This window comes from Mycobacterium simiae, from assembly GCF_010727605.1.
GTDB lineage: Bacteria > Actinomycetota > Actinomycetes > Mycobacteriales > Mycobacteriaceae > Mycobacterium > Mycobacterium simiae.
The window spans coordinates 3,068,742-3,089,620 of record NZ_AP022568.1 but is presented as its reverse complement, the minus strand read 5'-3'; the positions used below and the strand labels follow the sequence as shown (position 1 = coordinate 3,089,620).

General features: G+C 66.8%; 23 protein-coding genes. 6 read left to right on the top strand and 17 right to left on the bottom strand.

Going from position 1 to position 20,879, the window contains the following annotated elements; genetic code table 11:
* Positions 1 to 6: 6 nt before the first annotated feature.
* From cysS to carD, 4 genes are read right to left on the bottom strand one after another with little or no spacing between them, the layout of a single operon-like run.
* The gene (gene cysS / locus G6N33_RS14355; protein WP_044508695.1) at positions 7 to 1,416 is read right to left on the bottom strand and encodes a cysteine--tRNA ligase; all 1,410 of its coding nucleotides are present in this window, start codon (positions 1,414 to 1,416) and stop codon (positions 7 to 9) included.
* Between the two features lie 51 nt (positions 1,417 to 1,467).
* Entirely contained in the window at positions 1,468 to 1,947 is a 480-nt protein-coding gene (ispF, locus tag G6N33_RS14350; protein WP_408632797.1) for a 2-C-methyl-D-erythritol 2,4-cyclodiphosphate synthase, read from the bottom strand.
* Between the two features lie 5 nt (positions 1,948 to 1,952).
* Positions 1,953 to 2,633 (bottom strand): 2-C-methyl-D-erythritol 4-phosphate cytidylyltransferase, encoded by a 681-nt coding sequence (ispD, locus tag G6N33_RS14345; RefSeq protein ID WP_044508699.1) that lies wholly within the window; start codon positions 2,631 to 2,633, stop codon positions 1,953 to 1,955.
* A gap of 15 nt (positions 2,634 to 2,648) precedes the next feature.
* Positions 2,649 to 3,137: an RNA polymerase-binding transcription factor CarD gene (gene carD / locus G6N33_RS14340; protein WP_003419482.1), complete on the bottom strand. Its 489-nt coding sequence runs from the start codon at positions 3,135 to 3,137 to the stop codon at positions 2,649 to 2,651.
* A gap of 381 nt (positions 3,138 to 3,518) precedes the next feature.
* Between carD and G6N33_RS14335 the strand changes: the two genes are divergently transcribed.
* The 3 genes from G6N33_RS14335 to disA all read left to right on the top strand — a co-directional run bounded on the left by G6N33_RS14335 (position 3,519) and on the right by disA (position 6,589).
* Positions 3,519 to 3,995 carry a hypothetical protein gene (locus tag G6N33_RS14335; protein ID WP_231382681.1) on the top strand — a complete coding sequence of 159 codons (477 nt, stop codon included), beginning with the start codon at positions 3,519 to 3,521 and terminating at the stop codon, positions 3,993 to 3,995.
* Positions 3,996 to 4,079: 84 nt separating this feature from the next.
* Positions 4,080 to 5,501, top strand: a complete 1,422-nt coding sequence (gene radA, locus G6N33_RS14330; protein ID WP_044508702.1) for a DNA repair protein RadA — start codon at positions 4,080 to 4,082, stop codon at positions 5,499 to 5,501.
* Positions 5,502 to 5,515: 14 nt separating this feature from the next.
* The gene (gene disA, locus G6N33_RS14325; protein ID WP_044508704.1) at positions 5,516 to 6,589 is read left to right on the top strand and encodes a DNA integrity scanning diadenylate cyclase DisA; all 1,074 of its coding nucleotides are present in this window, start codon (positions 5,516 to 5,518) and stop codon (positions 6,587 to 6,589) included.
* A 6-nt stretch (positions 6,590 to 6,595) separates the two neighbouring features.
* Here disA and G6N33_RS14320 read toward each other — a convergent pair whose 3' ends face one another.
* Positions 6,596 to 7,399, bottom strand: a complete 804-nt coding sequence (locus G6N33_RS14320; protein WP_101528724.1) for a hypothetical protein — start codon at positions 7,397 to 7,399, stop codon at positions 6,596 to 6,598.
* A gap of 128 nt (positions 7,400 to 7,527) precedes the next feature.
* On the bottom strand, positions 7,528 to 8,145 hold the full coding sequence (locus G6N33_RS14315; protein WP_044508707.1) for a carbonic anhydrase: 618 nt from the start codon (positions 8,143 to 8,145) through the stop codon (positions 7,528 to 7,530).
* Between the two features lie 30 nt (positions 8,146 to 8,175).
* Between G6N33_RS14315 and G6N33_RS14310 the strand changes: the two genes are divergently transcribed.
* Complete coding sequence (locus tag G6N33_RS14310) at positions 8,176 to 9,060, top strand: HhH-GPD family protein (RefSeq protein ID WP_044508710.1); 885 nt, start codon at positions 8,176 to 8,178, stop codon at positions 9,058 to 9,060.
* On the opposite strand, the gene G6N33_RS14305 is transcribed toward G6N33_RS14310, so the two are convergent.
* Positions 9,043 to 9,798: an alpha/beta fold hydrolase gene (locus tag G6N33_RS14305; RefSeq protein ID WP_044508712.1), complete on the bottom strand. Its 756-nt coding sequence runs from the start codon at positions 9,796 to 9,798 to the stop codon at positions 9,043 to 9,045. The two genes, G6N33_RS14310 and G6N33_RS14305, sit on opposite strands and share 18 nt — an antisense overlap.
* 64 nt (positions 9,799 to 9,862) lie before the next feature.
* Here G6N33_RS14305 and mhuD point away from each other — a divergent pair, with 64 nt between their 5' ends.
* Together mhuD and G6N33_RS14295 are read left to right on the top strand one after the other, a co-directional pair.
* Entirely contained in the window at positions 9,863 to 10,183 is a 321-nt protein-coding gene (mhuD, locus tag G6N33_RS14300) for a mycobilin-forming heme oxygenase MhuD (RefSeq protein WP_044512474.1), read from the top strand.
* Positions 10,158 to 11,537 carry a class A beta-lactamase-related serine hydrolase gene (locus G6N33_RS14295; protein WP_231382497.1) on the top strand — a complete coding sequence of 460 codons (1,380 nt, stop codon included), beginning with the start codon at positions 10,158 to 10,160 and terminating at the stop codon, positions 11,535 to 11,537. The genes mhuD and G6N33_RS14295 overlap by 26 nt, the downstream gene beginning before the upstream one ends.
* A gap of 24 nt (positions 11,538 to 11,561) precedes the next feature.
* Here the strand turns inward: G6N33_RS14295 and G6N33_RS14290 are convergent, their stop codons facing one another.
* The 10 genes from G6N33_RS14290 to panC all read right to left on the bottom strand — a co-directional run bounded on the left by G6N33_RS14290 (position 11,562) and on the right by panC (position 20,877).
* Complete coding sequence (locus tag G6N33_RS14290) at positions 11,562 to 12,104, bottom strand: histidine phosphatase family protein (RefSeq protein ID WP_044508717.1); 543 nt, start codon at positions 12,102 to 12,104, stop codon at positions 11,562 to 11,564.
* Positions 12,101 to 12,904 (bottom strand): CbtA family protein, encoded by an 804-nt coding sequence (locus G6N33_RS14285; protein WP_044508719.1) that lies wholly within the window; start codon positions 12,902 to 12,904, stop codon positions 12,101 to 12,103. The genes G6N33_RS14290 and G6N33_RS14285 overlap by 4 nt, the downstream gene beginning before the upstream one ends.
* A 6-nt stretch (positions 12,905 to 12,910) precedes the next feature.
* Positions 12,911 to 13,120: a CbtB domain-containing protein gene (locus G6N33_RS14280; protein ID WP_044508720.1), complete on the bottom strand. Its 210-nt coding sequence runs from the start codon at positions 13,118 to 13,120 to the stop codon at positions 12,911 to 12,913.
* A gap of 163 nt (positions 13,121 to 13,283) precedes the next feature.
* A complete protein-coding gene (locus G6N33_RS14275) occupies positions 13,284 to 13,664 on the bottom strand; it encodes a YbjQ family protein (RefSeq protein WP_044508721.1) in 381 nt (126 codons plus the stop codon).
* Between the two features lie 77 nt (positions 13,665 to 13,741).
* A complete protein-coding gene (clpC1, locus tag G6N33_RS14270; RefSeq protein WP_044508723.1) occupies positions 13,742 to 16,276 on the bottom strand; it encodes an ATP-dependent protease ATP-binding subunit ClpC in 2,535 nt (844 codons plus the stop codon).
* Between the two features lie 299 nt (positions 16,277 to 16,575).
* Positions 16,576 to 16,914, bottom strand: a complete 339-nt coding sequence (lsr2, locus tag G6N33_RS14265) for a histone-like nucleoid-structuring protein Lsr2 (RefSeq protein ID WP_044508725.1) — start codon at positions 16,912 to 16,914, stop codon at positions 16,576 to 16,578.
* 119 nt (positions 16,915 to 17,033) lie between these two features.
* Positions 17,034 to 18,542 (bottom strand): lysine--tRNA ligase, encoded by a 1,509-nt coding sequence (gene lysS, locus G6N33_RS14260; protein ID WP_044508727.1) that lies wholly within the window; start codon positions 18,540 to 18,542, stop codon positions 17,034 to 17,036.
* Between the two features lie 165 nt (positions 18,543 to 18,707).
* Positions 18,708 to 19,532 carry a type III pantothenate kinase gene (locus G6N33_RS14255; RefSeq protein WP_101528706.1) on the bottom strand — a complete coding sequence of 275 codons (825 nt, stop codon included), beginning with the start codon at positions 19,530 to 19,532 and terminating at the stop codon, positions 18,708 to 18,710.
* 2 nt (positions 19,533 to 19,534) lie between these two features.
* Positions 19,535 to 19,954 carry an aspartate 1-decarboxylase gene (gene panD / locus G6N33_RS14250; RefSeq protein ID WP_044508730.1) on the bottom strand — a complete coding sequence of 140 codons (420 nt, stop codon included), beginning with the start codon at positions 19,952 to 19,954 and terminating at the stop codon, positions 19,535 to 19,537.
* Positions 19,954 to 20,877: a pantoate--beta-alanine ligase gene (gene panC, locus G6N33_RS14245; protein ID WP_044512475.1), complete on the bottom strand. Its 924-nt coding sequence runs from the start codon at positions 20,875 to 20,877 to the stop codon at positions 19,954 to 19,956. The genes panD and panC overlap by 1 nt, the downstream gene beginning before the upstream one ends.
* Positions 20,878 to 20,879: the final 2 nt, after the last annotated feature.

Here is a 20,879-nt window from a genome sequence, read left to right as displayed (position 1 = left end):
TGTCCATCACTTTTCTGAACCGGCTTGCAGCTCCCACTGCGGTCCGTCGGCGGTGTCGGTGACCTCGATGCCGGCCTGCTTGAGCCGATCCCGAATCTCGTCCGCCAGCGCCCAATTGCGCTCCTCGCGAGCGCGTTGGCGCCTTTCCAGCTCTGCGCGCACCAGCGCGTCGACCGCCGCGAGTGCGGCCGAGGTCTCGTCGCGGGTTTCCCAACGTTCGTCGAGCGGATCACAACCCAGGATGCCCATCATCGCGCGGATGGCACCGGCATGATGCAAGGCGTTTTCGTGGTCGCCGGCATCGAGTGCCCGGTTGCCCTCCGCCCGGGCGTGATGGATCTCGGCCAGCGCGATCGGAACCGCGAGGTCGTCGTCGAGCGCGTTGGCGAATCGCGTTGTCCACTGTCCCGGGACGACCCCGCCGACGCGGACACGCACCCGGTGCAGGAAATCCTCCACTCCCACATAGGCTTTCACGGCGTCCTGCAGCGCAGTCTCGGAGAACTCCAGCATCGAGCGGTAGTGGGCGCTGCCCAGGTAGTAGCGCAGCTCGGGCGCCCGGACACGCTGCAGCATCGCCGGGATGGACAGCACGTTGCCCAGCGATTTGCTCATCTTCTCCCCGCCCATCGTCACCCAGCCGTTGTGCAGCCAGTAGCGGGCGAACCCGTCTCCGGCCGCATGGCTCTGCGCGATCTCGTTCTCGTGGTGCGGGAACACCAAATCCATTCCGCCGCAATGGATATCGAACTCCGGTCCCAGATACGTGCGGGCCATCGCCGAGCATTCCAGGTGCCAGCCCGGGCGGCCGCGACCCCAGGGTGTCGGCCAGGATGGTTCACCTGGCTTGGCGCCTTTCCACAAAGTGAAGTCGCGTTGGTCGCGCTTCCCGGTGGCCACGCCTTCGCCCTGGTGGACGTCGTCGATCCGGTGGCCGGACAATTGTCCATACTCGGGGAAGCTGAGCACGTCGAAGTAGACGTCGCCGTTGCTGGCATAGGCATGACCCTTTTCGATCAGCCTGTCCATTAACTCGACCATTTGCGTGATGTGCCCGGTCGCTCGGGGCTCGGCCGAGGGCGGCAACACGTCCAGCGCGTCGTAGGCGGCGGTGAAGGCACGCTCGAAGGTCGCCGCCCATTCCCACCACGGCCGGCACGCGGCGGCGGCCTTGTTGAGGATCTTGTCGTCGATATCGGTGACGTTGCGGATGAACGCGACGTCGTACCCGCGCGCCATCAGCCAACGGCGCAGGATGTCGAAGGCCACCCCGCTGCGGACGTGCCCGATGTGGGGCTGCCCCTGGACGGTGGCGCCACACAGGTAGATGGAGACATGCCCCTCGCGCAGCGGAACGAAATCGCGCACGGCGCCGGCTGCCGTGTCGTGGAGCCGCAGACGGGGGCGATCGGTCACGACGTGCCAGCTTACCTGGAACTTCGGATCGGTCGGCCGCAGCTCGCGAGGCTATCCGTGGGCGACGATCAGCGCAGTCGCAATCGCGGCCAAACCCTCGCCCCGGCCGGTAAGGCCCAGCCCGTCGGTCGTCGTCGCTGAGACCGATACCGGGGCCCCCAGCAGTTCCGACAAGACCTGCTGCGCCTCGGCACGGCGCGGGCCGATCTTCGGCCGATTGCCGATCACCTGCACGGCGGCGTTGCCGACCCGGTAGCCGTGCGCCGCGATCACTTCGGCAACGTGGCGCAGCATCTGGGCACCGCTGACGTCCTTCCAGCGCGGATCGTCGATCCCGAAGACGGCGCCGATGTCGCCGAGCCCGGCGGCGGACAACACCGCGTCACACAGTGCATGGGCGGCCACGTCCCCGTCGGAGTGGCCAGCGCAGCCGTCGGCGTCGTCAAACAGCAGTCCCGCCAGCCAGCAGGGGCGTCCGCGTTCGATCGGGTGCACATCGGTGCCCAGACCGATGCGGGCAGAGGTGGGCAGCTCGGTCACCGGCGCACGATTGCTTCGGCCAGCAGCAGGTCCAGCGGGGTGGTGATCTTGAAGGCCAGCGGGTCCCCGTCGACCACCCCAACCTGGCCCCCGATTTGCTCGACCAGCGACGCGTCGTCGGTGGCCGTGGCGTCGGCGGTGTCGGCGGCGCGCTGGTACGCGCGCAACAACAGGTCGGTGGCAAACCCCTGCGGTGTCTGCACCGCGCGCAACCCGGCACGCTCAGGCGTCCCCAACACCACGCCGTTGGCATCCACGGCCTTGATGGTGTCATGCAGCGGCAGCGCGGGCACCACGGCCGGGTGCCCGGCCCGCAACGCCGCCACCACTCGTGTGATCAGCGGCGGAGGAGTCAGCGCCCGGGCCGCGTCATGGACGAGGATGAACTCCGGGGTGCCGGGCACCGCGGACAGGGCCAGACGGACCGACTCGGTGCGCCCGGCCCCGCCTGCCACGACTATGGCCCGCTCGCCAAGGAGGCGCTTGGCCGCATCGATACGATCGGCGGGCACCGCCGCCACGACCTGGTCTACGACCCCCGAGCGGAGCAGGCCGACGACCGCTCGTTCGAGCAGAGTGCGCCCGTCGAGCTCACAAAACGCCTTTGGAATGCCGACACCTAAACGTTCCCCCGACCCCGCGGCGGGAACTAATGCGACAACTGTGCCCCCGGCCACCGGAGCTCAGGGCCTTCAGGAAGCGGCGGCCAGAACCTCGTCGAGGATGGTCTCCGCTTTGGCGTCGTCGGTGCTCTCCGCGAGCGCCAGTTCGCCGACCAGAATCTGGCGAGCCTTCGCCAGCATGCGCTTTTCACCCGCGGACAAGCCGCGTTCCTGATCACGACGCCACAAGTCACGGACGACTTCGGCAACCTTGTTGACGTCGCCCGAGGCGAGCTTTTCCAGGTTGGCCTTGTAACGGCGTGACCAGTTGGTGGGTTCTTCGGTGTGAGGAGCGCGCAGTACCTGGAAGACCTTGTCCAGGCCCTCTTGTCCGACGACGTCGCGGACGCCGACGTACTCGGCGTTCTCGGCGGGAACTCGAACGGTCAGGTCACCCTGCGCAACTTTCAAGACGAGATACTCTTTTTGCTCCCCTTTGATGGTGCGGGTTTCGATCGCCTCGACTAACGCAGCACCGTGGTGTGGATAAACAACGGTGTCGCCGACCTTGAAGATCATCTGATTCGAGCCCCTTTCGTTACCTCATTCTAACACGGCGGTCCAAGTCGCGCGAAGCAACAGTGCAGGTCAGGGGCACAACGCGCGCTGATTAGGGGTTGACAGAAGGACGAAGACGTGCAATGCCCCACCCTATCAACGCCCCGAATTGCCCGGCGCGGGCCCCCGCCATCGCGGCTGCGGTGCTGGTCTGGCCACCTGCGCTACCGCCCGAAAGACCTTCCTACTACTGTGCATAGTTGCGTGGTCGGCCCCGCGGTCGCCGTGCCACGATTCGCTTCGATCAGCCAGACCGAGCCCAGGAGGCACTGAGTGAACCGCTTCAAGACCGGCCTCGCTGTCCGCTTCCCCGCCCGAATTGCCCTCGCCGGCCTGGCCGTAATGGTCGCCGCCGCGCTGACCGCGTGCGGCGCCGGGCAAATCTCGCAAATGGCGACCCAGGAGCCGGCCATCAACGGCAACAGGGTCTCGGTCAACAACGTCGCGCTACGCGACATCCGCATCCAGGCCACCCAGACCGGGGACTTTTTGCAGCCGGGCAAGACCGTGGACCTGGTACTGGTGGCGGTGAATCAGTCCCCCGACGCGGCGGACCGGTTGGTGGGCATCACCAGTGACATCGGCGCGGTGACGGTGTCCGGCGACACGCGACTGCCGCCCAGCGGAATGCTGTTCATCGGCACACCGGAAGGGCATCAGGTGGCGCCGGGGCCGTTGAACCCCAACACCGCGGCGAAGGCAACCGTCAATTTGGCGAAGCCCATCACCAACGGCCTGACCTATCCGTTCACCTTCACCTTCGAAAAGGCCGGACAGGCCAGCGTGCAGGTACCGATCTCCGCCGGACCGGCTGCCTAAGCGGTCGTCCAGAGCGCTCTTCACGGCCGCGAGGGGGCCGTGTCACGCAGGGCACTTGTCACCCCGTGCCGATACCGTCATGTCGTGGCAAATGCGCGCTCGCAATATCGCTGCTCGGAGTGCCGGCACGTCACCGCGAAATGGGTGGGCCGCTGCGGAGAATGCGGCACCTGGGGCACCGTCGAAGAGGTGCCCTTGCTCAGCCCGGTCAGCGGCGGCCGCCGGACCATGACCGCGGCGTCGCGGGCCGTTCCGATCAGCTCCGTCGAGGCCGGCGTCAGCCGGCACCGGGCAACCGGGATCGACGAGCTCGACCGGGTGCTCGGCGGCGGCGTGGTGCCCGGCTCGGTGACGCTGCTGGCCGGAGATCCGGGTGTCGGCAAGTCGACATTGCTGCTCAAGGTCGCGCACCTGTGGGCGCAGTCCGGCCGGCGTGCGCTCTACATCTCCGGCGAGGAATCCGCCGGACAGATCCGGTTGCGCGCCGACCGGATCGGCTGCGGCACAGGCGATGTCTACCTGGCCGCCGAATCCGATGTGCACACCGTGCTCGAGCACATCGCAACGGTCCAGCCCGCGCTGGTGATCATCGACTCGGTGCAGACCATGTCCACCACCGAAACCGACGGCGTCGCCGGCGGGGTGACGCAGGTCCGGGCGGTCACGGCCGCGCTCACCGCCGCGGCCAAGACCAACGGCGTGGCACTGATCCTGGTCGGCCACGTCACCAAGGACGGAGCCATCGCCGGACCCCGCTCGCTGGAACACCTCGTCGACGTCGTGCTGCATTTCGAAGGCGACCGCAGTGGGTCGCTGCGCATGGTCCGCGGCATCAAGAACCGGTTCGGCGGCGCCGACGAGGTCGGCTGTTTCCTCTTGCACGACAACGGAATCGAGGGCGTCTCTGACCCGTCGAACCTGTTCCTCGATCAGCGACCCAACCCGGTGCCCGGCACCGCGATCACGGTCGCGCTGGACGGCAAGCGTCCGCTGATCGGTGAAGTACAGGCGCTGCTGGCCACGCCGAACGGCGGCTCACCGCGTCGCGCCGTCAGCGGCATCGACCACTCCCGCGCCGCGATGATCACCGCGGTGCTGGAAAAGCACGCCAGGCTGCCCCTGGCCGCCAACGACATCTACCTGTCCACGGTCGGCGGTATGCGGTTGACTGATCCCTCGTCGGACCTGGCCGTCGCCATCGCGCTGGCGTCGGCGTTGGCCGACCTGCCGCTGCCCACCACCGCGGTGATGATCGGCGAGGTAGGTCTGGCTGGTGATCTGCGCCGGGTCAGCGGGATGGATCGGCGGCTGGCAGAAGCCGCGCGGCAGGGGTTCACCATCGCCCTGATGCCACCGGGGTGCGACGCCGTGCCGCGGGGAATGCACGCGCTGACGGCGCCTACCATCGGAGCGGCACTCGAGCACATGATCGACGTCGCCGACCATCGCAGCGCGCCGCCGACGTTCGAACGGCGGAACCCTCCCACACTGCGAGCCCTCACGTAGCAGAATGACATGGTGTGACCCGTCCAACGCTGCGTGAGACGATTGCCCGCCTGGCACCGGGCACCGGCCTTCGCGATGGCCTGGAGCGCATCCTGCGCGGCCGCACGGGTGCCCTGATCGTGCTGGGCAACGATGAGAACGTCGAGGCCATCTGCGACGGCGGTTTCGCGCTGGATGTCCGGTACGCCCCGACGCGGCTGCGCGAGTTGGCCAAAATGGACGGTGCCGTGGTGCTGTCCACCGACGGCAGCCGGATCGTACGAGCCAACGTGCAGCTGGTGCCGGATCCGTCGATTCCCACCGATGAGTCGGGCACTCGCCACCGCTCGGCGGAACGGGCCGCGATCCAGACCGGCTATCCGGTGATCTCGGTAAGCCACTCGATGAACATCGTCACCGTCTACGTCGGCGGGGAACGCCACGTGCTGGCCGACTCCGCGACCATCCTGTCGCGCGCCAATCAGGCCATCGCCACCCTAGAGCGCTACAAGACTCGTCTGGACGAGGTCAGCAGGTTGTTGTCCCGCGCTGAGATCGAAGACTTCGTCACCCTGCGCGACGTGATGACGGTGGTGCAGCGACTCGAGCTGGTCCGCCGGATCGGGCTGGTAATCGACTACGACGTCGTCGAACTGGGCACCGACGGGCGTCAGCTGCGGCTGCAGCTCGAGGAGCTGCTTGGTGGCAACGACACGGATCGGGAGCTGATCGTGCGCGATTACCACGCCAGCCCCGAGCCGCTGTCCGACGCGCAGATGACCGCAACCCTCAACGAGCTGGACGCGCTGTCTGACACCGAGCTACTCGAAATCACCTCACTGGCAAAGGTTTTCGGGTACCCGACCACGACCGAGGCGCAGGATTCGGCGCTGAGCCCCCGTGGCTACCGCGCGATGGCCGGTATCCCGCGGCTACAGTTCGCCCACGTGGATCTGTTGGTGCGCAGCTTCGGCACGCTGCAGGGTCTGCTGGCCGCGAGCGCCAACGACCTCCAATCGGTCGACGGCATCGGCTCGATGTGGGCGCGCCACGTGCGCGAGGGGCTGTCGCAGCTGGCCGAGTCGACGATCGCCGACCCGCTCAACTGACTGCGCTCAGCCCGCGGGCGAGGGACCCGGAGCCCCGGGCGGCGATTCGGGCTGCGGCACCGCGGGTTGACCCGGTACCGGCCCCGGCGGGGGCGGCGGCTGGTTCAGGATGAACGGAACCGGAAGTGAGCGCAGGTTGCCCAGCTGGACGACAAGGTTGTAGGTGCCCGGCCCGATCGCCGGGCGGGGCAGCGGGCAGTGCGGCGCCGAGCCCATGCCGGTCCACGTCACCGCCGTCGTCACCTGCTCGCCCGGGGTGAAGGTCTTTACCAGGGTCTCGTTGGATGGTGCGCAGTCCAGGTTCGACCACAGCCGCTTGTTATCCAGGGTGTAGACGTAGGCGGCCAGGACGGCGGCGCCCACATCACGCTTGCAGGCCACCAGCCCGATGTTGGTCACGACCATCGTGAATTTCGGCTGGTCGCCGATGAAGTATTGCGGGGCATTGGTCAGACCCTTGACGGCCAGCGTCGAGTCGGGGCAGTCGTCGCCCTCCTTGAGCACCGGCGGCGGTTGCACCGCGGCGGTGGGCGTCGCCGACTCCGGATTCTGCCCCTGCGGCGCGGGCACCTGGGTGGCGCCTTCCTGGCCGGGTGGGGGTGGCGCCTGCGGCGCCGCGGCGGCCGGGGTGTTCTGCGCCGATCCGGGCTTGCTGACGCTGGCGGGCTTGGCTCCGGCGTTGTTGCCCATGAACGCGATGATGGTGGCGACCGCAATGCCGATCACGATGACCGCGATCCCCAGGGCCAACCCCCTGCGCCGCCAATAAATCTCCGTGGGTAGCGGGCCACGCGGTTCCAGATCCAGCACGATTCCACCGTAAGTCCAGGTCACACCGATTTGTCCGATCCGGCTCGGCGTGTCGCGATGTTAGCTGGCCGACAACCGTGTTAGAGGCACCCGCACACGGGTGGAATTCCCACCGGCACTGTCGGCTGTTATTCGCCGATATCGCCGATGTGGCCGACCAGCGCCACTCGACCGTCGGCCAGGTGGTAGGTGAGCCCGACGAGCGCCACCGTGCCGGCCGCCAGGCGTTCGGCGATGGCCGTCGACCGGGCCGTGAGCTGCGCCAACGTTTCGCTGACGTGCCGCGCCTCGAACTCGTCGACCCGGCTCAGCCCGTCGCGGCGGCCGATCAGGATCGACGGCGCGACGCGCTCCACCACGTCGCGCACGAAGCCCGACGGTATCGCGCCCTCGTCGACCGCGCCGATCGCGGCCTTGACGGCGCCGCAGCTGTCGTGGCCGAGTACGACGATCAGCGGGACATCGAGCACCGTTACCGCGTACTCGATCGAACCCAGCACCGCGGTGTCGATGGCTTGGCCGGCGGTGCGCACCACGAAGACGTCGCCCAGCCCCTGGTCGAAGATGAGCTCGGCCGCCACCCGGCTGTCCGCACATCCGAAGATGACCGCGGTCGGTTTCTGGCCGGCAGCCAGGCTGGCGCGATGCTCGATGCTCTGGCTCGGGTGTGCGGGCCGGCCGGCGACGAATCGCTCGTTACCCTCTTTGAGTGCTTTCCATGCGGTTATCGGGTTGGTGTTGGGCATGGCACACATTGTGGCTTGTCACGGACGCCAATGCCTAGCCAGTCGCGGATCCCGGCTAATGAACTGCTGCGGTGGTACGAGCGCTCGCACCGCGACTTGCCCTGGCGACAACCGGGTGTAAACGCGTGGCAGATCCTGGTGAGTGAGTTCATGCTGCAGCAGACGCCGGTGGCCCGGGTGCTGCCGATCTGGACCGAGTGGGTGCGGCGCTGGCCCACCCCGTCGGCCACCGCGGCGGCCACTGCGGCCGACGTGCTGCGGGCGTGGGGCAAGCTGGGCTACCCGCGACGGGCCAAACGGTTACACGAGTGCGCCGTCGTCATCGCCCGCGACCACGGCGACGTCGTTCCGGATGACGTTGAAACCCTGTTGGTTCTGCCGGGTGTCGGCAACTACACGGCCCGAGCCGTGGCGTGCTTCGCCTATCGGCAACGGGTTCCGGTGGTGGACACCAATGTGCGCCGGGTGGTCGCCCGCGCGGTGCATGGCCTAGCCGATGCCGCGGCCCCCTCGGCGACCCGCGACCATGCCGACGTGGCGGCGCTGCTTCCGAAAGATGATACGGCTCCGCTTTTTTCGGTCGCACTGATGGAGCTGGGCGCCACGGTGTGCGTCGCCCGGACGCCGCGTTGCGGGTTGTGCCCGCTCGATGAGTGCGCCTGGCGGCGGTCGGGCTATCCCCCCGCGCAGGGGCCGGCCCGTCGGGTGCAAAGTTACGCCGGCACCGATCGTCAGGTCCGTGGCCGGCTACTGGATGTGCTGCGCGCCAACGATTCCCCGGTTACCCGGGCCGAGCTGGACGTCGCCTGGCTGACCGACACTGCGCAGCGAGACCGGGCATTGTATTCGCTGCTGACCGACGGCTTGGTGACCCAGACCAGCGACGGCCGGTTCGGGTTAGCCGGCGAGGAATGACTCGACCGCCCGACGGTACACCTGCGGTGCTTCGTCATGGATCAGATGTCCCGCTTCCGGTACTGCTAGATACGTTGTCGACGAACCTTTTTCGTGCATCGCGCGCATCTGGCCCGACGGGGTGACCGAGTTACCGGCTTCTAGTAACAGCACCGGCGCCCGCACCGCCGACCATTGCGACCAGTAGTCCCGGGTGCCCCATTCAGCGGCGATCTCGATCCACCGCGCGGTGTGCCCGTGCAGTCGCCAGCCGGTTTCGGTGCGGTCGAATGCGTCCAGGAAATACCGGCCCGCGACCGGACCGAATTCATTGAATACCTGTTCGGCAGTGTCGAATTCGACCGGAAGCGCATGCAACCACGGCTCCCATGGGCCGGTCGTGCGACCGCGGAAATCCGGCGCCATGTCCTCCACCACCAGTGCGGAAACCAATTCCGGCCGCTCGGCCGCCAGACACCAGGAATGCAGCGCCCCCATCGAATGCCCCACCAACCTGACCGGCACCCCCAACGCCGCCGCCGCGTCGCCGAGATCGGCCATGAAACGCTCGGTGCTGATCGGGTGCGGATCGATGACGTCGCGGCCGCGGTGCCAGGGCGCGTCGTAGGTGTACACGGTGCCCAGCCGGGTCAGCCAGGGCAGCTGGCGCGACCAGGTGGTGCCCCGGCCCATCAGCCCGTGCACCAGGACCAACGGTTCACCGTGCCCTCCGTGCGGAGTCAGCAGATCGGTGGGCATAGCACCATCTTGCGTCCCCCGCCCACCAGCAGCACAAGGCGGGATGCGGGGTAGCCTGGCGGGCATGCCGCCAGTGGTGAAGATCAACGCAATCGAAGTTCCCGCCGATGCCGGTCCTGAGCTGGAGAAGCGGTTCGCCCACCGAGCACACGCGGTGGACAACCAACCGGGCTTCCTCGGCTTCCAGCTGCTGCGCCCGGTCAAGGGTGAGAACCGCTACTTCGTCGTGACACACTGGGAGTCCGATGAAGCATTCCAGGCCTGGGCAAGTGGGCCCGCCGTCGAAGCCCATGCCGGTCAGCGTGCCAACCCGGTGGCGACCGGCGCGTCGCTGCTGGAGTTCGAGGTTGTCATGGACGTTGCCGGGGGCAAGTCGGCTGAATAGGCCTAATAGGCCGGGTCCCGCGCAGCGCGTACTGGCCGTCACCGCGGCAGCAGCACTCGTCGCGACCCTGGCGCCGGGTTGTTCGCCGTCGCCGCCGCCGCAGGCGAACGCGGCCAACGCCGGCCGGGGCATTGACACCCGTACGCCTCCAGGGCTGCGGGCCCAGCAGACCATGGACATGCTGAACTCGGACTGGCCGATCGGCCCGGTCGGGGTTGGCACCCTGTCCGCCCCCGACAAGGTGGACACGGTCGAAACCACGATGGAAGAGCTCTGGTGGGATCGCCCCTTCGCCCTGGACGGTGTCGACATCAGCGCCAGCGTTGCTACGCTGCATCTCACCTCGTCGTACGGTGCGCGGCAGGACATCCGGATTCACACCGACGACATGGGGCGAGTCGACCGCTTCGACGTCGACACTGAGGCGCCGACGATCGCCTCATGGCATGACATCGATGCGACGCTGAGCAAGACCGGCGCGAAATACTCCTACCAGGTCGCCAAGGTCAACGGGACTCCTCAGGGCCGCTGCGACCCCGTCGCGGGCACCAACACCGGCGAATCCTTGCCCCTGGCATCGATTTTCAAGTTGTATGTGCTGCACGCCTTGGCCGGCGCCGTGCAGCGCCACACCGTGTCCTGGGACGATCAGCTGACCGTCACCGAAAAGAGCAAGGCGGTGGGTTCCTCGGGCCTGGGACTCAATCCCGGCGACCATGTTTCGGTGCGCGACGCCGCCGCCAAGATGATCGCCAACAGCGACAACATGGCCACCGACTTACTGATCGAAAAATTGGGCACGCCGGCCATCGAGGAGGCGCTGGCCTCCGCCGGCCACCATGATCCGGCCAGCATGACGCCGTTTCCCACGATGTACGAGATCTTCTCGATCGGGTGGGGGCAGCCGGACCTACGCGCCCAGTGGCAGCACGCCACCCCGCAGGTCCGTGCCCAGCTGCTGGCACAGGCGAATTCCACTCCCTACCAACCGGATCCGGCCCGCGCTCACGTCCCAGCGTCGACCTATGGTGCAGAATGGTATGGCAATGCCGAGGACATCTGCCGAATCCACGCGGCCCTGCAAGCCGACGCCGTCGGCGCGGCCGCTCCCGTGCGGCAGATCCTATCCGCCGTTTCCGGTATTCAGCTGGATCGAAACGTCTGGCCGTATATCGGCGCGAAAGCCGGTGGCTTGCCGGGTGATTTGACCTTCAGCTGGTACGCCGTGGACAAGACCCAACAAGCGTGGGTAGTCAGCTTCCAGCTGAACTGGCCGCGCGATCACGGGCCTAAAGTGACCGGCTGGATGCTGCAAGTTGCCAAGCAGACGTTCGCGCTGATCGCCCCGCCCTAGTCATCCCGTTAGTCACCCCGCTAGTCACCCGAGGCGCAGCGTCCAGCGGTCGTTGCGGTAGTGCAAGGTCGTGCGGCTAAGCGGTGCAATGTCGATGCGCCAGAACGACTTCGGCGGTATGTCCAGAGCCGTCAGGATCGCCGCGCGGATCAACGCCGGATGCGTCACTGCCACCGTCACCGACGTCACCGACATCAGCCAACCGGCTACCCGCTCGGTGAGGTCGACGATGGACTCACCGCCGTGCGGTGCCGCGGCCGGATCGGTCAACCACAACTCGAGGTCGGCCGCGGGTAGGGCCTCGAGGGTGCATCCACGCCAGCGTCCGCAATCCAAGTCGGACAGCCGCGGCTCGGTGGTGGCGTCCAGCCCGAGCCGCTTCGCGGTTTGGCGCACCCGCTTCTCGGGGCCTACCAGCAGCCGGGCACCGCGAATACCAAGGCCCGCAACAGCTTCGGACTGCCGGCGACCGGTTTCGTTCAGCGGCTCGTCGTCGGGAAAACGCGCGGCCGCGACCGCGTCGGTCATCGCGTGCGACACGAGTGTCAGCCGGACGACCTCCGTCACGCCGCGGTGCTCGATACCCGTCGGCCGCCGGCGCTCTCACCGAGTAACCGCCCCGCCAGCGTCCCGAAGACCAATCCGATGGTCAGCCAGAGCAGCAGCTGGGCACCCAATGACAGCAGCCGGAATTCGTAGAGAACATCGGCGGGGAAGCCGGGATAGATGATCGCACCCGAGTTGTCGCGCAACGGTTCCGGCGTCTCGTCCACCGACGGCAGCGCTACCATCACCACCGCAACCCCCACCAGATAAGCCCCGCCGGCCAGCAGCCGACCGTTCCACGCGCCGATCCGGTCAGTCAGCCGGCGGGCCAGCCACACCGCCCCCACGGCCAGCAGCACCGACGCCAGTGCCAGCGCCAAATACCAGCCGGTGCGCGCCCCGATCGTGTCCGATTGGCCGACCGCGGGCGGATTGGGCGGATATTTCACAAACGGGACCAGGTACACGGTCACAACTGCCGCGGCGGCCAGCCACAGCGAAAGTGGCCGCGGCTCCCGGCTTTCCGGGTGCCCGGCGCTGCGCGCGTAGACGACACAGAACAGCACCGCGAACAGGGCGCCCATCGCGAGACCGAAGATCAGCACACCGAAACCGAGACCGGCGTTGGCCTGCACGCCGCGCGTGAACAACTCGGCGCCGTGCTCATGCACCCCATGCGCGTTCTCGGCGTCGGTTCGGCCGTCTTCGAAGGCGATGGCGCGGGCGATGACGGGCTCAGCGCACAGCCGGGCGAATAGGAACGATAGCGCCGCGCCGACGGCGCCCGCCAACAGCCCGCGTGCGATCAGACGCTTCTCCACGCCGGGTCAGTGGCAGGGGAAGCCAAGTAGGTGGCGCGCATCGTGCACGAATTCGTGCACGTGCGAGTCGCTGCCGAACAACGACACCGCGCCCTGATCGACGCCGACGAAGTAGAGCGCCAACAGCGCCAGCACGGCGGTCGCGGCCAGCCAGAGCGCGGCGCCTGCCGCCGACAAATCGATCGCGCGTGTGCCGGTGGTCTCGGAAGTGGACACTGTTGGCTCCTTCTGGGAATGACGCGTCCCGCCGTGGGCGACGGGTTTCCGGGTCTGACTTTGCACAGTGGCGCGACCGTTCTGGAGTTTCACCAGATTCCGTTGCCCGTCGGATGCTGACAACAGTGCTCAGTCTAGACGGAGCGCACCGCTGAGCAAACGATCACTGCTGCGGGGGCGGCCCACCGTAGCCGAGCTGGCTTGCCGTGTATCGCGCACCGTCCGTCACCGGAACCGCCTCGACCGCGGTGCCGTAGGCGCAGATCTCGGTCCACACGTCGCCGATTTCGGTGGTGTCGAACCGCATCGCGACGATGGCGTTGCCGCCCCGGCTGCGCGCCTCCGCGATCAGCCGCCCCATGGCTTCGTTGCGGCTCTCGGCGAGGTTCTTGGTCATCCCTTGCAGTTCGCCGCCGAACATGGCCTTGAACCCAGCACCCATTTGTGCAAACGCGTTGCGCGAACGAACGGTCAATCCGAAGACTTCGCCACAGACGCGTCGAATCTCCCAGCCCGGGAGGTCGTTGGTGGTCACGATCAGCACAGGCGAGCCCCTTAGCTCTCGGCACAGCAAAACGGGCGGTTAGTCCCGTGAGACTAACCGCCCGTTTCCCGTAATCGCTACTGCGGCTCGGGAGCTGCGTGCGCCCCGGCCTTCGCCAGGTCCGGCTCGGCGTCCGGCTTGCGCATTCCGGTGAACGTGAACACCGCGTCCTCGCCGGCGCCTTCGCCATCCCAATTGTCGACGTCGACTTTCACCAGCTGCCCGGGGCCGACCTCGTCGAAGAGAATCTTCTCGGAGAGCTGGTCCTCGATCTCGCGCTGGATGGTGCGCCGCAGCGGGCGGGCACCCAGCACCGGGTCGAAGCCACGCTTTGCCAGCAGCGCCTTGGCCTTGTCGGTCAGCTCCAGCGCCATGTCCTTGCTCTTGAGCTGGTTGGCAACCCGGCTGACCATCAAGTCGACCATACGGATGATCTCGTCGCGGCTGAGCTGGTGGAAGACGATGATGTCGTCGATACGGTTCAGGAACTCCGGGCGGAAGTGCTTCTTCAGCTCGTCGTTAACCTTTTGCTTCATCCGCTCGTAGTCGTTCTCACCGCCACCCTGGGTGAATCCGAGGCCGACGGGCTTGGAGATGTCCGACGTACCGAGGTTGGACGTGAAGATCAGCACGGTGTTCTTGAAGTCGACCGTGCGACCCTGCCCGTCGGTGAGCCGGCCGTCCTCGAGAACCTGCAACAGACTGTTGTAGATCTCTTGGTGCGCCTTCTCGATCTCGTCGAACAGCACCACCGAGAACGGCTTGCGCCGCACCTTCTCGGTCAGCTGGCCGCCCTCCTCATAGCCGACGTATCCCGGCGGGGCGCCGAACAGCCGCGACGCGGTGAACCGGTCGTGGAACTCGCCCATGTCGATCTGGATGAGCGCGTCGTCGTCACCGAACAGGAAGTTCGCCAGCGCCTTGGACAGCTCCGTCTTACCAACACCGGACGGGCCGGCGAAGATGAACGAGCCGGACGGGCGTTTGGGGTCCTTCAGCCCAGCGCGGGTACGACGGATTGCCTTGCTGACCGCCTTGACGGCGTCCTCCTGGCCGATGATCCGCTTGTGCAGCTCGTCCTCCATGCGCAGCAGCCGCGTCGTCTCGGCCTCGGTGAGCTTGAACACCGGAATGCCGGTCCAGTTACCCAACACCTCGGCGATCTGTTCATCGTCAACCTCGGCGACCACGTCGAGATCGCCTGAGCGCCATTGCTTTTCACGCTCTGTGCGCTGGGCGACCAGTTGCTTCTCCCGGTCGCGCAGGCTCGCGGCCTTCTCGAAGTCCTGGGCGTCGATCGCCGATTCCTTCTCCCGGCGCGCGTCGGCGATCTTCTCGTCGAACTCGCGCAGGTCTGGCGGCGCGGTCATCCGGCGGATGCGCATCCGCGCCCCCGCCTCGTCGATCAGGTCGATGGCCTTGTCGGGCAGGAATCGGTCGTTGATGTAGCGATCGGCCAGTGTCGCGGCCGCGACCATCGCCGAGTCGGTAATCGACACCCGGTGGTGCGCCTCGTATCGGTCGCGCAGACCCTTGAGGATCTCGATGGTGTGCTCCACCGTCGGCTCACCAACCTGGACCGGCTGGAAGCGGCGCTCCAGGGCGGCGTCCTTCTCGATGTACTTGCGGTACTCATCGAGGGTGGTCGCCCCGATTGTCTGCAGTTCACCGCGCGCCAGCTTGGGCTTGAGGATGCTGGCGGCATCGATCGCCCCCTCGGCGGCACCGGCACCCACCAGGGTGTGCAGCTCGTCGATGAACAGGATGATGTCGCCGCGGGTGTTGATCTCCTTGAGCACCTTCTTCAGGCGTTCCTCGAAGTCACCGCGGTAGCGGCTGCCCGCGACCAGGGAGCCGAGGTCAAGGGTGTAGAGCTGCTTGTCCTTGAGCGTCTCGGGCACCTCGCCATGCACGATGGCCTGCGCCAGGCCCTCGACAACGGCGGTCTTGCCGACGCCGGGCTCGCCGATCAGCACCGGGTTGTTCTTGGTGCGCCGGCTCAGCACCTGCATCACCCGCTCGATTTCCTTCTCGCGGCCGATGACCGGGTCCAGCTTGCCTTCCATCGCGGCGGCCGTCAGGTTGCGGCCGAACTGGTCGAGAACCAGCGAGGTGGACGGGCTGCCGGACTCGCCGCCACGGCCGCCGGTGCCCGCCTCGGCGGCCTCCTTGCCCTGGTAGCCGGAGAGCAGCTGGATGACCTGCTGGCGCACCCGAGTCAGCTCGGCGCCCAGCTTGACCAGCACCTGGGCGGCGACGCCCTCGCCCTCGCGAATCAGGCCCAGCAGAATGTGCTCGGTGCCGATGTAGTTGTGGCCGAGCTGCAATGCCTCGCGCAGGCTCAGCTCGAGGACCTTCTTGGCACGCGGAGTGAACGGGATGTGCCCGGACGGGGCCTGCTGTCCCTGGCCGATGATCTCCTCGACCTGGCTACGGACGCCCTCGAGCGAGATCCCTAGCGACTCCAGCGACTTGGCGGCTACGCCCTCGCCTTCGTGAATCAGACCCAGCAGGATGTGCTCGGTGCCGATGTAGTTGTGGTTGAGCATCCTGGCTTCTTCTTGCGCCAAGACGACCACCCTGCGGGCACGGTCGGTAAATCTTTCGAACATCGGTGGTTACCTGCTCTCCCTCACCATCGGTACTCCAGTCATTGTCGGCACAGGGGCCGACAGTGCGTACCTGGTGTCCACTGTAATGGTCGGCCCGTCAGGGTTCGAACGTTGCGGTGTCTTGCCGTTCGGGCCTGCTTGCCGCTGCGTCCCGGGATTCCCCGCCGACAGCGGCGTAACTGAAGCAACGAGACAAACCACCAAATCGTTTCCGGGAGAAGGCGGCGATCATTCATTTCGCCGCCAGCGAAAATAAACCGGCGCCCGGGCCTTGCGACCGGACGCCGGATACCGATTTGTTAGGTGGCCGCGTGAAATGCGTCGATGACGTCTGCCGGGATGCGACCGCGCGTCGACACGTTATGCCCGTTGCGGCGGGCCCATTCGCGGATCGCCGCGCTCTGCTCGCGGTCGATCGCCCCACGACCGCGGCCCGAGCCGGAGCGGCCCCGACGCCGACCACCGACACGGCGGCCCGCTGCCACCCACTGCTTCAGATCGTTACGGAGTTTCGCGGCATTCTTAGTGGAAAGGTCAATCTCATAGGTCACCCCGTCAAGCCCGAATTCGACGGTTTCGTCGGCGGCTCCTGCACCGTCGAAATCATCAACCAAGGTGACGGTGACTTTCTTCGCCATTAGCTTACCCTCGCGTTCTTCCTGAGCACTTGCTGAGCAGATTGGACCCACTCCCCGGCCACTAATCTGCCATAAGGCCGCAGCATATTCAATCTGAGCGCAACAGCGCGTTAGATGTTTCAGCCCGTGTGCGGCCGAACAATCGGGAACAAAACTGTCTCTCTAATTGACAGGCCGGTCAAAGTCATCAACAAGCGGTCGATACCCATTCCCGTTCCCGTGCACGGGGGCATCCCATACTCGAGCGCGGTGAGAAAGTCTTCATCGAGCTGCATGGCCTCATCGTCACCGGCTGCGGCGGCCCGCGCTTGCTCGGCGAAACGCTCGCGCTGGATCACCGGATCGTTGAGCTCCGAGTACCCGGTCGCCAGCTCGACGCCGCGTACATAGAGGTCCCACTTTTCGGTGACCCCGGGGATGCTGCGGTGTTGGCGAGTCAAAGGTGTTGTCTCGACAGGGAAATCCTTGACAAACGTCGGGGCGGTCAACGTATTGCCCACCATGTGTTCCCAGAGTTCCTCGACGTACTTTCCATGCCCGTAGCCGCGGTCGTCGGGAATCTCGGGAAAGTCGGGGCCGAGCCGGGCCGCGATGGTCCGCAGCTGTTCGAGCGTCGTTTGGGGTGTGATCTCTTCACCCAGCGCCGCCGACAACGATGGATACATTTGTATAGATGCCCATTCTCCGTCGATGTCGTAGACGCTTCCATCTGGCAACGGCAGTTGCCGAGTACCGATCGCCTCGTCGGCCACCTCTTGAATAAGCTCTCGGGTGACGACTGCCGAATCGTCATACGTTCCGTAGGTCTGGTAGGTCTCCAACATCGAGAATTCCGGAGAATGTGTCGAATCGGAACCTTCGTTTCTGAACACCCGATTTAGCTCGAAGACCTTGTCGAATCCACCGACGATGCATCGCTTCAGGAACAGTTCCGGTGCGATGCGCAGGTAGAGATCGATGTCGAGGGCATTGGAATGCGTGATGAACGGGCGAGCGGCCGCGCCGCCGGCCAACGTCTGCAACATCGGCGTTTCGACTTCCAGAAACCCGCGGCGGTCCAGGGCGTTGCGGATCGCGCGGATAACGGCGATGCGTTGGCGAGCTACCGAGCGCGCCTGTGGCCGCACGATGAGGTCGACATAACGCTGCCGCACCCGCGATTCTTCGCTCATCTCCTTGTGCGCGACGGGCAGCGGCCGCAGCGCCTTGGCCGCGATGCGCCAGGAGTCGGCCAGCACGGACAGTTCGCCGCGGCGTGAACTAATCACGGTGCCGTGTAGGTAGACGATGTCGCCGAGATCGACGTCGGCCTTCCAGGCGTCCAGCGACTCCTTGCCTACTTTGTCCAGGCTGATCATGGCCTGCAGGGTGGTGCCGTCGCCGTCCTGCAAGGTCGCAAAGCACAATTTGCCGGAATTGCGGGCGAAGATGACCCGCCCGGCCACGCCGACGACGTCGTCGGTCGCGGTGTCGACCTCGAGGTCGGGGTAGGCCGCGCGGACCTGGGCCAGCGTGTGGGTGCGCTCGATGGCAACCGGATAGGGGTCGGTCCCCTCGGCCAACAGCCGAGCGCGCTTATCCCGGCGAATCCGGAACTGCTCGGGAAGGTCTTGATCGGCTGCACTCACGACGTGCCAGCTTAAATGACCTCGCACGGCGGCCGCCGAAGGCGTCGAGTGTGCGCCCGCGGCCTTGGGTGTGCGCTCGGGGCCTGCGGTGTGCGCCGGCGGCGGCGACACGCCGGGCCACACCGCCCGGCTCGCACGCTCAACGCCGAGAATTCACACTCAACCTCAGCGCGCGGTCTTCAGCCGGCCGCGCTGCGCGTCCCGGTTTCGCTCGAAGACCAGCCGCAGCCCGTGCAGCGTCAGGTGCCGGTCGTAGTGCACCTCGGTGTCCAGCTCGGACAGCAACAGCGGCGCGGTATGGCCGGTGGCCACCACTACGACTTGATCTCCTAAGTCGCCGGAAAAGCCGTCGACGTCGGTGCGGATCCGCCTCACCAGGCCGTCGACCAGGCCGGCGAAGCCGAACACCGCGCCGGCCTGCATGCATTCGACAGTGTTCTTGCCCACGACCGAACGGGGTCGGGACAGCTCGACCCGGCGCAGCGCGGCCGAGCGCGCGGCGGCGGCGTCCGAGGAGACCTGGATACCGGGCGCAATCGCACCGCCGAGAAACTCGCCCTTGGCCGACACCACGTCCACACAGATGGAGGAACCGAAGTCCACGACGATGCAGGGCTTTCCGAAATTATGAAAAGCTGCCAGACAGTTGATAATTCGATCGGCACCGACTTCTTTGGGATTGTCGACCAGCAGCGGGATGCCGGTCCGCACGCCGGGCTCGATCAGCACGTGCGGCACCGTCGGCCAGTATTGGTCGAGCATCACCCGCACCTCGTGCAGCACCGAGGGCACGGTCGACAAGGCCACCGCTCCGGTCAGTCGCTCGGAGTCGTCGCCGATCAAGCCGTCGATGGTCAGCGCCAACTCGTCCGCGGTGACCTCTGATTCGGTGCGAATCCGCCACTGCTGCACGACCTTTGCGTGCTCTTTGGCGCCGGAGATCAGCCCGACGACGGTGTGGGTGTTACGGACGTCGATCGCCAGCAGCACGGCTATCGCACACCGATGCGTGGGTCGAGAAGTTCGTCGAGACCGTCGGGGACGAAGGCCGGATCGCTGCCCAGGTCGATCTGCTTGTTGTCGGCGTCGACGAAGACGATGCGCGGCCGGTAGTCCCGCGCCTCGGCGTCCTCCATCGTGCCGTAGGCGATCAGGATCACCAGGTCGCCCGGGTGTACGAGATGTGCAGCGGCGCCGTTGATCCCGATGATGCCGGTGCCGCGCTCACCGGTGATCGCGTAAGTGACCAGCCGGGCGCCGTTGTCGATGTCGACGATGGTCACCTGCTCACCCTCTAGCAGGTCGGCCGCATCCATCAGGTCGGCGTCGATGGTCACCGAGCCGACGTAGTGCAGATCGGCCTGGGTAACCGTGGCGCGGTGAATCTTCGACTTGAGCATCGTCCGTAACATCAGTTCCTCCAAGGGGTTTCATGGGTGTCCAGCCCGAAAGGTGCCGGCGTGGCCTCGATGTCGATGGCAATGTTGTCCAACAGTCGGGTGCTGCCCAGCCGCGCGGCGACGAGCAGCCGGCCGGGCCGGCCGACCTGCGCCGGCCCGAGGTCCGCGTCGCGCAGCTCCAGGTAGTCGACGGCGACGGCGGGTACCGCGTTGAGTACGGCATGCGCCGCCTCCAGCGCCGCCTGTGGACCGGCCCCGGCCGCATGCGCACCGGCCAGCAGGGCCGCCGACAGCGTCGTCGCCAACTCGCGCTGGGTGGCATCCAGGTAGCGATTACGCGACGACATGGCCAGTCCGTCGGATTCGCGGACGGTCGGCACGCCGACCACCTGCACATCGATGTTCAGGTCGGCGGTCATCTGCCGGATCAGCACCAGTTGTTGATAATCCTTCTCGCCGAAGAAAATTCGGTCCGGGCGCACGATCTGCAGCAGCTTGCACACGACAGTGAGCACGCCGGCGAAATGCGTTGGCCGGGCACCGCCTTCGAGTTCGTGGGCCAGCGGACCGGGCTGCACCGTGGAGCGCAGGCCGTCGGGGTACATCGCCGCGGCGGTCGGGGCGAACACGATCTCGACGCCCTCGCCGCGCAGCAGCGCCAGGTCATCGTCGAGCGTGCGCGGGTAGGCGTCGAGGTCTTCCCCGGCACCGAATTGCAAGGGGTTGACGAAGATCGACACCGCGACCACCGACCCGGGCACCCGCTTGGCGGCACGCACCAGCGCCAGATGCCCGTCGTGCAGCGCCCCCATCGTCGGCACCAGCATCACCCGGCGCCCGGTGTGCCGCAGCGCGCGGCTCACGCCGGACACCTCGCGCGGCACCGAGTACACGTTGAGATGGCCCGGCTGAAACGCCGGCGGCCGGGCCGTCATGG